General features: G+C 64.6%; 12 protein-coding genes and 1 tRNA gene. 10 read left to right on the plus strand and 3 right to left on the minus strand.

Annotated elements, in window-relative coordinates:
* Positions 1–16: 16 nt before the first annotated feature.
* Positions 17–1,096, plus strand: coding sequence for a biotin synthase BioB (gene bioB, locus PWP93_RS01885; protein ID WP_421024507.1), 1,080 nt, complete (start codon positions 17–19; stop codon positions 1,094–1,096).
* An 87-nt stretch (positions 1,097–1,183) separates the two neighbouring features.
* On the opposite strand, the gene cytX is transcribed toward bioB, so the two are convergent.
* Positions 1,184–2,515: a putative hydroxymethylpyrimidine transporter CytX gene (cytX, locus tag PWP93_RS01890; RefSeq protein ID WP_421043253.1), complete on the minus strand. Its 1,332-nt coding sequence runs from the start codon at positions 2,513–2,515 to the stop codon at positions 1,184–1,186.
* 242 nt (positions 2,516–2,757) lie between these two features.
* On the opposite strand from cytX, the gene PWP93_RS01895 reads away from it, so the two are divergent.
* From PWP93_RS01895 to PWP93_RS01905, 3 genes are all read left to right on the plus strand, one after another.
* A complete protein-coding gene (locus PWP93_RS01895; protein ID WP_421024505.1) occupies positions 2,758–4,089 on the plus strand; it encodes a replication-associated recombination protein A in 1,332 nt (443 codons plus the stop codon).
* 58 nt (positions 4,090–4,147) lie between these two features.
* Entirely contained in the window at positions 4,148–5,440 is a 1,293-nt protein-coding gene (gene serS / locus PWP93_RS01900) for a serine--tRNA ligase (protein ID WP_421024504.1), read from the plus strand.
* Positions 5,441–5,563: 123 nt separating this feature from the next.
* Positions 5,564–5,654, plus strand: a tRNA-Ser gene (locus PWP93_RS01905).
* Positions 5,655–5,723: 69 nt separating this feature from the next.
* Here the strand turns inward: PWP93_RS01905 and PWP93_RS01910 are convergent.
* A complete protein-coding gene (locus tag PWP93_RS01910; protein ID WP_421043254.1) occupies positions 5,724–6,467 on the minus strand; it encodes a glycosyltransferase family 2 protein in 744 nt (247 codons plus the stop codon).
* A 273-nt stretch (positions 6,468–6,740) separates the two neighbouring features.
* Between PWP93_RS01910 and map the strand changes: the two genes are divergently transcribed.
* From map to PWP93_RS01940, 6 genes are all read left to right on the plus strand, one after another.
* Positions 6,741–7,526, plus strand: a complete 786-nt coding sequence (gene map, locus PWP93_RS01915) for a type I methionyl aminopeptidase (protein ID WP_421024502.1) — start codon at positions 6,741–6,743, stop codon at positions 7,524–7,526.
* A 152-nt stretch (positions 7,527–7,678) separates the two neighbouring features.
* Positions 7,679–8,215 (plus strand): GNAT family N-acetyltransferase, encoded by a 537-nt coding sequence (locus PWP93_RS01920; RefSeq protein ID WP_421024501.1) that lies wholly within the window; start codon positions 7,679–7,681, stop codon positions 8,213–8,215.
* Positions 8,216–8,395: 180 nt separating this feature from the next.
* Entirely contained in the window at positions 8,396–9,307 is a 912-nt protein-coding gene (gene minC / locus PWP93_RS01925; protein ID WP_421043255.1) for a septum site-determining protein MinC, read from the plus strand.
* 92 nt (positions 9,308–9,399) lie between these two features.
* Entirely contained in the window at positions 9,400–10,215 is an 816-nt protein-coding gene (minD, locus tag PWP93_RS01930) for a septum site-determining protein MinD (RefSeq protein WP_421024499.1), read from the plus strand.
* Positions 10,216–10,229: 14 nt separating this feature from the next.
* Entirely contained in the window at positions 10,230–10,484 is a 255-nt protein-coding gene (gene minE, locus PWP93_RS01935) for a cell division topological specificity factor MinE (protein ID WP_322056710.1), read from the plus strand.
* A 267-nt stretch (positions 10,485–10,751) separates the two neighbouring features.
* Positions 10,752–11,069, plus strand: coding sequence for a hypothetical protein (locus tag PWP93_RS01940; protein ID WP_421024498.1), 318 nt, complete (start codon positions 10,752–10,754; stop codon positions 11,067–11,069).
* Between the two features lie 208 nt (positions 11,070–11,277).
* Here PWP93_RS01940 and PWP93_RS01945 read toward each other — a convergent pair whose 3' ends face one another.
* A complete protein-coding gene (locus PWP93_RS01945) occupies positions 11,278–12,657 on the minus strand; it encodes a chloride channel protein (protein ID WP_421043256.1) in 1,380 nt (459 codons plus the stop codon).
* Positions 12,658–12,880 lie beyond the last annotated feature (223 nt).

Raw genomic sequence — 12,880 nt, forward strand, 5'->3', positions numbered from 1 at the left:
GAAGGACCCCTACACCATGACCGAAGCTCATATCGACATTACCGCGCTCAAGAAAAGCGCGCCGCACGCGCCAGCACAAGACGAAGCCGCCGCGCGCTGGCGCGTCGCCGACGTCGCCGCACTCTACGAACTGCCGTTCAACGATCTGATGTTCCGCGCGCAGCAGGTGCATCGCGAGCATTTCGACGCGAATGCAGTGCAGCTTTCCACGCTCCTGTCGATCAAGACCGGCGGCTGCGAGGAGGATTGCGCATATTGCCCGCAGTCGTCGCATCACGATACCGGGCTCGACGCGAGCAAGCTCATGGACGTGGACGCCGTGCTCGACGCCGCGCGTGTGGCGAAGGCGAACGGCGCGACGCGCTTTTGCATGGGCGCGGCATGGCGCAATCCGAAGGACCGCCATCTCGAGCCGATCAAGGACATGATTCGCGGCGTGAAGTCGATGGGGCTCGAAACCTGCGTCACGCTCGGCATGCTCGAAGCGCATCAGGCCAAGGCGCTCGCCGACGCGGGCCTCGATTACTACAACCACAACCTCGACACCTCACCCGAGTTCTACGGCCAGATCATCTCGACGCGCACCTACGAGGACCGCCTCGAAACGCTCGAGCGCGTGCGCGACGCGGGCATCAACGTGTGCTGCGGCGGTATCGTCGGCATGGGCGAGTCGCGCCGCGAGCGCGCGGGCCTGATCGCGCAGCTCGCGAACATGGAGCCGTATCCGGAATCGGTGCCCATCAACAATCTCGTGCAGGTGAGCGGCACGCCGCTCGAAGGCACCGAGCCGCTCGATCCGTTCGAGTTCGTGCGCACGATCGCGGTCGCGCGCATCACCATGCCCAAGGCGATGGTGCGTCTCTCGGCGGGCCGCGAGCAGATGGACGACGCGCTTCAGGCGCTGTGCTTCATGGCGGGCGCGAATTCGATTTTCTATGGCGATCAGTTGCTCACGACGGGCAACCCGCAAGCCGAAGCCGATCGCCAGCTGTTGCAGCGTCTGGGCATCAGCGCGCAGACGGCGCAGGCATTGCCGGCGGATGTGCATGAGCACCATGACCATCATGCGCACGGCGGCTGCGGCCACTGCGAATAAGTCTGTCGAAGCGCGCCGCTGAAAAGACAAACGCCACGCGATGAAGCGTGGCGTTGTCGTTTGGAGCACTATCGATGCAGGCGCGGTTTAAGCGTAAGCTGCGCGCCGACGCGCCGCGAGCACGACATAGCACAGCGCACCGGTCACGAGCGCGGGCAGCGTCGCACCGAGATTCGGCAGCCACTGGTTGAGCGCCTGGTACGCGCCAAAGCCGATGCCCCACGCGACAAACGCGCTCACGTGCCAGCCGCCCGAGTAACCGTAGATGCCGCTCAGATCGGCCGGTGCATGGGCGTCGATGCGCCGGCGGCGCACGATGAAGTGATCGGCGAGCACGACGCCGAAGAGCGGTGCGAACACCGAGCCGATGAAGAGCAGGAAGTTCTCATAGCGCGCCATTGGCACGACGAGGCCGATCAGCGTGCACAACGCGCCGAACGCCGCCGAGAGCCACGGCACGCTGCCGCGCGTCCAGAACGTGCCCGTGGATACCGCGGCCGAGTGAATATCGGCGAAGGCGTTGTCGATTTCGTCGATCAGCACGAGCAACAGCGCAAGGCCGCCACCGGCTTTCGCGAGCGCCGTGGTGAGGAGCGCGTCGCCGCCGCCCGCCGCGAGTCCGTAGATCGCGCCGAGCGCGTAGAACCACAGGTTCGCGATGCCATAGCCGAGCAGCGTGCCGCGGAACGTCTCGCCCGCGCGGCGGCCGAAGCGCGTGTAGTCGGCGATGAGCGGCAGCCACGACAGCGGCATCGCGACCACGAGGTCGATCGCGCTGCCGAACGGCATCTCGCCGGTGCCGGGGCGGCGCATGAGCGCGCCGATGTCGTGCTGCACGAGCAGACTCCACGTGAGCCAGGCGGCACCCGCGAGCAGAAGCCAGATGCCCCAGGTGCGCAGGAAGCGGCGCACGAACGAGAGCGGGCCGCTCACGGCGAGCAGCGTGGCCAGCAAGCCGAAGATCACCGTCCACACGAGCGGCATCGACAGGCCGAAGGCTTGCTTGGCGAGCGCATCGGCGGAATCGCGCATCACGATGATCTCGAACGAGCCCCAGCCCACGAGCTGCACCATGTTGATGACCGCCGGCACCGACGCGCCGCGAATGCCGAGCGTCGGGCGCAGCGACGACATGGCGGCAAGGCCCGTGTCGGTGCCGATCACGCCCGCGAGCGCGAGGAGCACGACGCCGATCACGCTGCCGATGCCGATCGCGGCGAGCGCATGGGGCAGCGAAAGCCCCGGCACCAGCAGGGCGCCCGCCTGGGCGACCAGCAGGCCGATGCCGAGCGAGAACCAGAGCGCGAAGGCGTCGCCGGTGCGGAACTGGCGGCGCGCGTCGGGCACGGGCACGTTGGGCGCGTAGGTCGAGCCGGCTTCGCCGGAGCTGGCCGCGCCGGCCTGCGAGTCTAGAGTCATCGGTAAAACGGTCCTCTGTGTCGTTTGTCTTATCTGATGCTTGGCGGGGCCGGCCATCCGGGCAGCCACCGAAGGCGGGCATCGGTCGCATATCGGCAGCAGCCAGGCACGGCATCTCGCGCAACCGCCCAGGCTGTCATAATGCACGACTGCATCCGTCATGGCAGGCCGTTTTCGGGGGCGCGAACAGCGCCTCGGCAATGGCCCAGCCCCGGCAAAGCCGACATTATCGCGAAAACGTCATGTTTGAAGAAACCCGTGCCAACGTCCCGCTCGCCGAGCGGTTGCGCCCGCGCTCGATCGACGAAGTCATCGGCCAGAAGCATCTGCTTGGGGCCAACAAGCCGCTGCGCGTCGCCTTCGAGTCGGGCGAAGCGCATTCGATGATCCTCTGGGGGCCGCCCGGGGTCGGCAAGACCACGCTCGCGCGCCTGATGGCCGATGCCTTCCACGCGCAGTTCATCGCGCTCTCGGCGGTGCTCTCGGGCGTGAAGGATATCCGCGAGGCCGTCGAGACGGCGCAGATGCACCGCGCGCATGGCCATCAGACGCTCGTGTTCGTCGATGAAGTCCATCGCTTCAACAAGAGCCAGCAGGACGCCTTCCTGCCTCACGTGGAGTCGGGCCTGTTCGTATTCATCGGTGCGACGACCGAGAATCCGTCGTTCGAGGTGAATAGCGCGTTGCTTTCGCGCGCGGCGGTCTACGTGCTCAAGAGCCTCGACGAAGACGAGCAGGGCGAGCTGCTTGCGCGCGCGAGCGCGGAGCTGGGCGGCCTCACTTTCACGGAGGAAGCACAAAAGGCGCTGATCGGTTCGGCCGACGGCGACGGGCGCAAGCTGCTGAACAACCTCGAAATCGTCGCGCGGGCGGCCGCGCAGCAGAAGAAGCGCGAGATCGACGGCGAACTGCTCGGCAGCGCGCTCGCCGAAAACCTGCGCCGCTTCGACAAGGGTGGCGACGCGTTCTACGATCAGATCAGCGCGCTGCACAAGTCGGTGCGCGGCAGCAATCCGGACGGCGCGCTCTACTGGTTCTGCCGCATGCTCGACGGCGGCGCCGATCCGCGTTATCTGGCACGACGCATCGTGCGCATGGCGTGGGAGGATATCGGCCTCGCCGACCCGCGCGCGGCGCGCATCACGCTCGACGCCTCGGAGACCTACGAGCGGTTGGGCTCGCCCGAGGGCGAGCTGGCGCTCGCGCAGGCCGTCATCTACCTCGCGGTCGCGCCGAAATCGAACGCGGGCTACATGGCGTACAACGAGGCGCGCCGCTTCGTTGGCAAGGACCAATCGCGCGCGGTGCCCGTCCACTTGCGCAATGCGCCCACCAAGCTCATGAAAGAGCTGGGCTACGGCCATGAATACCGCTACGCGCACGACGAACCCGATGCCTACGCGGCCGGCGAGACCTATCTGCCCGACGGCATGCGCGAGCCGCGCTGGTATCAGCCCACGCCGCGCGGGCTCGAAGGCAAGATCGGCGAGAAGCTCGCGCGCCTCGCCGACCTCGACGCGCAATGGCGCGACGAGCATCGTGACGAAATCCGCGAGCGCAAGCGCAAGGGCTAGCCCCCGCCGGTGCGCTAAAATCGACGCTTCACACAACGACACTGCGTCTCACAATCCCATGCTCGACATCCAGTTGCTGCGCAAAGACCTCGACGGCGTCGCCAAGCGCCTCGCCGACCGCGGCTATACCCTCGACGTCGCGGCGTTTTCCGCGCTCGAAGCGGAACGCCGCGCCATCCAGACCCGCACCGAAGAACTGCAGGCGCGCCGCAACAGCCTGTCGAAGCAGATTGGCGCGATGAAGGGCCGCGGCGAGGATACCTCGGCGGTCATGGCCGAAGTGGGCGGCATCGGCGACGAAATGAAGGCCTCGGCTGCGAAGCTCGACGAAATCCAGACGAAGCTTTCCGACCTGCTGCTCGGCGTGCCGAACCTGCCGCACGAGAGCGTGCCCGTGGGCCGCGACGAAGCCGACAACGTGGAAGTGCGCCGCTGGGGCACGCCGCGCCAGTTCAGCTTCGAAGTGAAGGATCACGTCGACGTGGGCGGGCCGCTGGGTCTCGACTTCGAGACCGGCGCGAAGCTCTCGGGCGCGCGCTTCACGCTGCTGCGCGGCCAGATCGCGCGCCTGCATCGCGCGCTCGCGCAGTTCATGATCGACACGCACACGATGCAGCACGGCTATACGGAGACGTACACGCCCTACATCGTGAATCCGGAAATCCTTTACGGCACGGGCCAGTTGCCCAAGTTCGCCGAGGACATGTTCCGCGTGGAGAAGGGCGGCGCCGAGAACACGGTCACGCAGTACCTGATTTCCACCTCGGAAATCTCGCTCACGAACACGGTGCGCGAGAGCATCGTCGAAGGCAGCGCGCTGCCCATCAAGCTCACCGCGCATTCGCCGTGCTTCCGTTCGGAGGCCGGTTCGTATGGCCGCGACACGCGCGGCATGATTCGCCAGCATCAGTTCGACAAGGTCGAGATGGTGCAGATCGTGGCGCCGGAAACGTCATACGACGCACTGGAGCAAATGGTCGTGCATGCGGAGACCATCCTGCAAAAGCTCGGCCTGCCGTACCGCGTGATCACGCTGTGCACCGGCGACATGGGTTTCTCGGCCACCAAGACCTACGATCTCGAAGTGTGGCTGCCGGCGCAGAACACGTATCGCGAAATTTCGAGCTGCTCGAACACCGAGGCGTTCCAGGCGCGCCGCATGCAGGCGCGCTACCGCAATGCCCAGGGCAAGCCGGAGCTCGTGCATACGCTCAACGGTTCGGGTCTCGCGGTGGGCCGCACGCTTGTCGCTGTGCTCGAGAACTATCAGGAAGCGGACGGCTCGGTCACCGTGCCGGAGGTGCTGCGTCCGTACATGGGCGGGGTTGCCCGGCTTGAAATGCAGGGCTAAATGCTCTCTTCGAGATTTTTCTCAAAGAGCCCTTGCAAAAGCCAAAATTTGTTCTATAATCCTCGCTTCTCTGGTCGCCGACCAAGGCCAGAGAAGCAGTAAAGCAATGCCGGCAGTACCCCCGGAGAGGTGGCAGAGTGGTCGAATGTACCTGACTCGAAATCAGGCGTACGGTTTCCCCGTACCGTGGGTTCGAATCCCACCCTCTCCGCCAAATTCAGAAAACCCCCGCATGCCTGACGGCTGCGGGGGTTTTTGCTTTGTGGCCGCTTTTTTCGGCGGCTTATTTCTTCATGTGCCCGCGTTGCTCCAGCGAGCGCAGGAAGGTGCCCGAGATCGCCGAGCCGCCGTGGTGCACGATCTTCTCGTCGATGAGCGCCCAAACCGACATCCCGGCGGCGCGCACGCGCTGGCAGAACGACAGGTCTTCCGAGAGGTAGACGCCTTTTTCACCGATCGTATCGAAGAACGCGTAGAAGCGGCCATCAGGCAGGTAGGGCGCGTATTGCGAGGGCGGCCGGTAGAGCTGCGTGAGCGGCGCGAGCGCAACGAGCGCATCGCGGCGGATAAGGAAGATGCCCGTGCCGATGTGGTTGACCTCGACCCAGCCGTTGCTGACCGTGCTGCTGCCTTGTTCGTCTGCGCGGATCGCCGTGTTGTACTCCACGGTTTTTTCCTGCCATTCGCGCAGCGAGAGGCCCACGTCGTCGCTCGTGATCTTCTTTTCCACATCGAAGAACCGGTACGGGCATGCGATGCCCGCTACCGGCTTGTTGCCGGCGAGGAGGCGCGGAACCGCTTCGCGCGAGAAGTCCATGTCCGTATCGAGGAACAGGACGTGCGTGAATTCGGGGTGGCTCAGGAAATAGCTTGCGAAGAAGTTGCGCGCGCGGATGATGTGCGACGAAGCCGTGTGGATGTACTCGAAGCGCACGCCGCGCTCCTTGAAGGTTTCCATCAGGCGGGCCAGCGCGATCGCGAAGTCGAAATGCACCGAGTTGTCGTAGGTGGGCAGGGCGATCAGCACGTTGAGCGGGGCGTCCGATTGTGCGCCGGGCGTGGCGCTTGTCGTGGGGGCGGGAGTCAGGCTGGGTCATGGTCGGGCGTTCGGCTCACGTCGTTGTAAGATATTTCTTATTTTTAAGGGTGGCTTGTGCGCGGACAATCGGACGTATCCGAATCGGCGTCGGCCGGATGGGGGTGACGCCCCGGTACAATGGCGCTTTCTGCGCGGCTGCCCCGAATTTGCTGCGAGGCGCCTTGCGCCGCCGCGCTCACTACCCGTTCACAGCGTTCACAGATGGCCATCACTTACAAATCTGCCGACGACGTCGCGCGTCTGCGCATTTCCGGCCGGCTTGCCGCCGACGTGCTCGCCATGATTGGCGAACACGTCAAGCCCGGCGTCTCCACCGACGACCTCGACGCGATCTGCAACGACTATATCGTCAACACGCTCAAGGCGGTGCCGGCCAACGTCGGCTACCTCGGCTTTCCGAAAACGATCTGCACCTCGGTCAACTCGGTGGTCTGCCACGGCATTCCGAGCCGCAACGAGGTCCTCAAGGACGGCGACATCATCAATATCGACGTGGCCGTGATCAAGGACGGCTATTTCGGCGATACGAGCCGCATGTACACCGTGGGCACGCCGAGCACGGTCGGTCGCCAGCTCATCGACACGACTTACGAGGCAATGCTCGCGGGCATCCGCGAGGTCAAGCCCGGCGCGACGCTCGGCGACGTGGGTCACGCGATTCAGCGTCGCGCCCAGGCCGACGGTTTCTCGATCGTGCGCGAATACTGCGGTCACGGCATCGGCAAGGTCTATCACGAAGAGCCGCAGGTGCTGCATTACGGCCAGCCCGGCCAGGGCGTGCGCTTGAAGCCGGGCATGGTCTTCACGATCGAGCCGATGGTCAATGCAGGCCGCGCCGGCACGGCGGTGCAGCGCGACGGCTGGACGGTGGTGACAAAGGATCGTTCGCTCTCCGCGCAATGGGAGCACATGGTGGCGGTTACTGACGAGGGCTACGAGCTTCTCACGCCCTGGCCGGACGGCACGGGCGCGTACGAAGCCCCTTGAGCCGCAGTGCATATGCCTGTGGGGCCCCTGGGCTGGTCTGTCAAGTTCCGCGTCGGCGGTGTGCGCCGGGCAAATTTGTTAAATAAGGATTTGACTCTCCGCCCAGTTCGGTTAAAGCTACGCGTTAGTGCTTTATTGGGGTTTACGACTGCATGAGTCCGTCACTGACCGTTCGCCGTATCGCTGCCGATCAGGGTGCCGTGCTCCGCGAGCTTCGAACTGCTTCGCTGCGCGACGCGCCTTATGCGTTCGGCGACTCGCTTGAAGACGCGCTGTCCGCCGATGTCGCCGTTTTCGACGCTGCGGCGGCCCGTCACGCGAACTCGCATACTGCCACATCGTTCATCCTCTATACCGAGGGGCATCCGGCCGGCCTGATCGGCGCGAATTTCGAAAGTGCGCCGGCGCGCCGCGCGTTCGTGTTCGCATTGTGGGTGGCGCCGGCCGTGCGGCATCTGCGCGGCGGCGAGCTGCTCGTCAATGCCGCCATCGACTGGCTCTTGAGCGAAGGCGCTGCGCAAGTCTTCGCCTGGGTGACCGACAACAACATCACCGCCATGCGCTTCTACGAGCGGCTCGGCTTCGTCGCCACGGGCGACCACGCTCGCAGCACCCAAACGCCCGAGCAGTGGGAGACGCTCCTCGTGCGCGACGTCGCGCTCGCGCAGAAGAGCATGTCGGCCCAGTAACGGAGTGTCTGCCCAGCAGCTTTTCTCTTGTTCTTAGCCATGGCGTGCGTCCGGCACGTCATGCGCCGGTATCTCCCGCCGTTGTGCATTGCTCCCTGTGTCGCAGCATCTTGAGCCATTAAAAATAATGGCCGTGCGCGTCGACGCCTGTAAAATACGCAAAAATTTTCGCCGAACGCCATGTCGTCCAGGAAATCGCCCTATTTTGAACTGAAGAGCGGCTCAGTCGATACGCTTTTATTTGTGGTCAAAACGACTGAGCTCGATGCGATGCGCGCCGAACTGACCCGGCGCTTCGAGGCGACGCCGGAATTCTTCGCCAACGATACGGTCGCCATCGACTTGCGGCGCCTCGCAGAGGGTGAGCAAATCGCGCTTGCCGACATCGCGCGCCTGCTCGAAAGCGTGCGCATGCGCCCGGTGGGCGTGGTCGCGCTGCCCGCGCAGCATGGCTGGGCCGCCGAGGCGGGCCTGCCGTTCCTCGAAGCGCGCGACAAGCGCGTCGCAGGCAGCGCAGTCGGCTTGGCCGGCGACGTGCCCGCCACTCAGGCCTCGGCCGTTGTGCAGGCCGCCGGCGCTGAAGCTGGCTCTGCAGTCACAACCGGTGCTGCGAACGGCACGCCGGTGCAGTCCGCCGATGCTGCCGCCAGCGCGCCAGCCGTGTCCGCCGTGCAGCCGGAACTCTTCCCTCCGGAGGCTCCCGAAGCGGACGCAGGATCCGATGCAGCCGTTTCCGTGGCGCGCTCGACGAGCGCTGAGCCGACGCTCGTGATCGACCGTCCGCTGCGCTCGGGCCAGCGCATCTACGCGAAGGGCGACCTCGTCGTGCTGGGCGCGGTGTCGAACGGGGCGGAAGTGATCGCCGAAGGCAACATCCATATTTACGCGCCGTTGCGTGGCCGCGCGCTCGCGGGCGTGCACGGCAACCACGACGCACGTATTTTCTGCACGAGCCTCGAGGCGGAGCTCATTTCGATCGCGGGTATCTACCGCACCGCTGAAGTTCCGCTTGCCGCCGAGGTGAAGGGCAAGCCCGCGCAAATCCGGCTCGACGAAGAACGGATCTTGATCGAGCCGTTGCGGCTCTCCTGAGCCGCCTGTCGGGCGCGAGCAACACGCGGGCGCGAGCGGCGCAAGACCGCGACGAGACCAAATTGGGAAACTGACGAACGCAAGGTAAGGGAATGGCAAAAATCATTGTGGTGACTTCGGGCAAGGGTGGCGTTGGCAAAACGACCACGAGCGCGAGTTTCGCATCGGGCCTCGCGTTGCGTGGCCATAAAACCGCGGTCATCGATTTCGACGTCGGCCTGCGCAATCTCGACCTCATCATGGGGTGCGAGCGCCGCGTCGTGTACGACCTGATCAATGTGATCCAGGGTGAGGCGAACCTCAATCAGGCGCTCATCAAGGACAAGAAGTGCGAGAACCTCTTCATCCTGCCGGCCTCGCAGACGCGCGACAAGGACGCGCTCACGAAGGAAGGCGTGGAGAAGGTGATCGAAGATCTGCGCAAGATGGACTTCGAGTACATCATCTGCGATTCGCCGGCCGGCATCGAGTCGGGCGCGCTGCTCGCGATGCACTTCGCCGACGAAGCGCTGATCGTGACGAACCCGGAAGTGTCGTCCGTACGCGATTCGGACCGCATCCTCGGCATGCTGTCGTCGAAGACCAAGCGCGCGATCGAAGGCAAGGATCCGATCAAGGAGCACCTGCTGATCACGCGCTATAACCCCAAGCGCGTGAGCGAAGGCGAAATGCTGTCGCTTTCGGATATTTCGGAGATCCTGCGCATCGAGCTGATCGGCGTGATTCCGGAATCGGAAGCGGTGCTGCACGCATCGAACCAGGGCCTGCCTGCAGTCCATCTCGACGGCACCGATGTCGCGGAGTCGTACAAGGACGTGGTAGCGCGCTTTCTCGGCGAAGACAAGACGCTTCGTTTCACCGATTACCAGAAGCCGGGGCTCTTGCAGCGCCTCTTCGGTAGCAAGTAAGGGAGGCGCACGTCATGTCGTTTCTTTCGTTTTTTCTCGGCGAGAAGAAGAAGTCCGCCTCGGTAGCGAAGGAACGCCTGCAGCTCATCATCGCTCACGAGCGCGCAGGCGGCCATCCCCCCGCCGATTATCTGCCGGCCCTGCAACGCGAGCTGGTCGCGGTGATCTCGAAGTACATCAAGATCTCCGACGACGACATTCGCGTGAGCCTCGAACGCCAGGACGATCTCGAAGTGCTCGAGGTCAAGATCGAGATTCCGCAGGCCTGATGCACGCGATGCGCGCGGAGCGGCTGTGCGCCGCGCGCATCTCAATATTGTCGCCGTAACGCCATCGCTTTTCGCGCATGCGCGTGGTTTGCGTTTGCGCCTTCTTTGCGCGCCTTCCGCCGGCGCGTTTCATCGCTGCCTTCCTTACCGAAATATTCGGTTTCACTTCACCCCTCGTGGTAACACCGCCGTTGTCAGCGCAGGCGCGTGCTCGCGCATTGATCGGGTAACGCCACTTTCGGCGTACACCTCGAAGGGGAGCTTCATATGAACCATTCCATCCGCCTGCTGGTTGCCAAGGCTGCCATTGTTGCCGCGGGCGCTTGCGCCGTCGCGGCCCCTGCGTTTGCGGAACAAATTGTCGTCATCGCGCCGAGCGCACCGCCGCCCGCGCGCGTCGAAGTCGTGCCCGCGCCGCGTGTCGGCTATGTATGGGATCGGGGCCATTGGCGCTGGAATCGCGGCCACTACGTGTGGATCGCGGGCCACTGGCAGGCCGAGCGTGTCGGCTATCACTGGGTGCCGGGCCACTGGGTCGCGCACGGCCCGAACTGGCGCTGGGTCGAAGGTCGCTGGGTAGCTTGAGAGGCGCGCTTGATTGACGCGAAAAAAGCGCTAACCCTGATCGACAGATAAAACACCATGAGCAAAAGACTGCTTGCCGCTGCGGCGCTTACGATCATGCTGGCCGGTTGCATCGTTGTTCCGGCCCGGCCCATGTATATGCGGCCCGCGCCCGTCGTGATTTATTGACGCCACCTGTCATGCAATGGCACGGCAAGCCCGGCGCACCTCAGCGGGTTGTGGTTTCGTCCGCTGCGGTGTAGCCGGGCTTGGCGCTTTCGGGCGCGGCTTTCGGTGCAGCCAACGCCATCGCCGGGTGCGTGTAGCGCAACGAGAGCGTTTCGTAGAGTGGTGGCGCAAAGATGCGCGAGACGCGGCTCGCGATCAGCGCAGTGGCCATCAGCGAGATCACGAGCGCATGGCCGTCAATCATCTCCATGACGATCACGAACGAAGTGATGGGCGACTGCGTGACCGCCGCGAGATAGCCGACCATGGCGAGCGCGATGAGCATCGGCAGCTGCATGTCGTTGAAGATCATGTGCAGCACGTTGCCGAAGCCTGCGCCGATCGACAGCGAAGGGGCGAAGATGCCGCCCGGAATCCCCGGCAGGTAGGAGCCGACCATCGAGGCCATCTTGAGGAACGGATAGGCGATCGACAGATGCTCGCGGCCGTCGAGCAGGCCACGCGCTTCGGCGTAGCCGCTGCCGAACGTCGTGCCGCCCGAGACAAGTCCGATCACCGCGATGACAAGCCCGCAGAGCGCGGCGAATGCGATGGGACGTTCGGCATGCAGCTTGCGCAACGGCGCGGGAATCCACCGCTGCGTGTTGAGCAGCAGCCAGCAGAAGATGCCGCCCGCGATGCCGGTGACGATCGCAGTAATGAGCACGGCCACGGCGAGCAGGTTGGGGAAGTGCGCGCCGATCTGGATCCTGCCGAAATACGTGTAGTTGCCGTTCAGGCCGAGCGCGATCACACCGGCGATGATGATCGATGTGATGACCACGCCGCTTGCGCGCGCCTCGAAGCTGCGCGTGAGTTCTTCGATGGCGAACACGATGCCCGCGAGCGGCGTGTTGAACGCCGCGGACAGGCCCGCAGCCGCGCCGGCGAGCACGAGCTTGCGCTCGATGAGCGCGTTCGAGCGCGGGTAGAAGCGGCGCATGTTGAACATCAGCGCCGCGCCCACCTGCACCGTGGGCCCCTCGCGGCCAATCGTAAAGCCGCCGAGAATGGCGAGAAACGAGACGAGGATCTTGCCCGCGAGAATGCGCAACGTGAGCAGGCGCGTCCCCGCTTTACCGGTCTTCGTGTGCAGCGTGGCGATCACCTGCGGAATCCCGCTGCCTTCTGCGCCGCGAAAGAACGTGCGGGTGAGCCATACGGCGAGCGCAGCAACGGCGGGTGTGACGACGAGCGGCAGCCAGACGTGATCATGCTGCACGCGCAGAAAGGCGTTGTAGCCCCAATCGATCAGGCGCGCGTAGAACACCGCGACGAGACCGACCGCGATCGCGCCGAGCCAGAGCACGCCGTATTGCCGCCACAGGCGCCGCGCGCGTCGCTCGAGCAGCGCAGGAAGGTTCGGGTTCACCGGGCGCATGGTTTTTATTCGAGACGCAAAGCACTGATTGTAACGGCCTGAGGTCGGGCGCTGTGTTCGTCTACGCAACGGGGCAGGCTGCTCTGACCGGGCCCAGGCGCCGGAATGCATGAAAGAAGGGTCCGATGAACACCGGATGAACTCATAGATTTGTCCGTGGGCGCGGTCCCGCTCCGTTAAAATCTCGGGAAAAATTCAGGCAAATCATCGAAATCGGACCTCG

It is taken from the genome of Paraburkholderia sp. A1RI-2L, from assembly GCF_048957375.1.
Taxonomy (GTDB): Bacteria; Pseudomonadota; Gammaproteobacteria; order Burkholderiales; family Burkholderiaceae; genus Paraburkholderia.

Bases quoted from the DNA above. Each gene is read 5' to 3' on its own strand.
- PWP93_RS01945 (WP_421043256.1), bottom strand. From the start codon at position 12,657: ATGCGCCCGGTGAACCCGAACCTTCCTGCGCTGCTCGAGCGACGCGCG.
- minE (WP_322056710.1), top strand. From the start codon at position 10,230: ATGTCGTTTCTTTCGTTTTTTCTCGGCGAGAAGAAGAAGTCCGCCTCG.
- cytX (WP_421043253.1), bottom strand. From the start codon at position 2,515: ATGACTCTAGACTCGCAGGCCGGCGCGGCCAGCTCCGGCGAAGCCGGC.
- serS (WP_421024504.1), top strand. From the start codon at position 4,148: ATGCTCGACATCCAGTTGCTGCGCAAAGACCTCGACGGCGTCGCCAAG.
- minC (WP_421043255.1), top strand. From the start codon at position 8,396: ATGTCGTCCAGGAAATCGCCCTATTTTGAACTGAAGAGCGGCTCAGTC.
- minD (WP_421024499.1), top strand. From the start codon at position 9,400: ATGGCAAAAATCATTGTGGTGACTTCGGGCAAGGGTGGCGTTGGCAAA.
- PWP93_RS01920 (WP_421024501.1), top strand. From the start codon at position 7,679: ATGAGTCCGTCACTGACCGTTCGCCGTATCGCTGCCGATCAGGGTGCC.
- map (WP_421024502.1), top strand. From the start codon at position 6,741: ATGGCCATCACTTACAAATCTGCCGACGACGTCGCGCGTCTGCGCATT.
- PWP93_RS01940 (WP_421024498.1), top strand. From the start codon at position 10,752: ATGAACCATTCCATCCGCCTGCTGGTTGCCAAGGCTGCCATTGTTGCC.
- bioB (WP_421024507.1), top strand. From the start codon at position 17: ATGACCGAAGCTCATATCGACATTACCGCGCTCAAGAAAAGCGCGCCG.
- PWP93_RS01895 (WP_421024505.1), top strand. From the start codon at position 2,758: ATGTTTGAAGAAACCCGTGCCAACGTCCCGCTCGCCGAGCGGTTGCGC.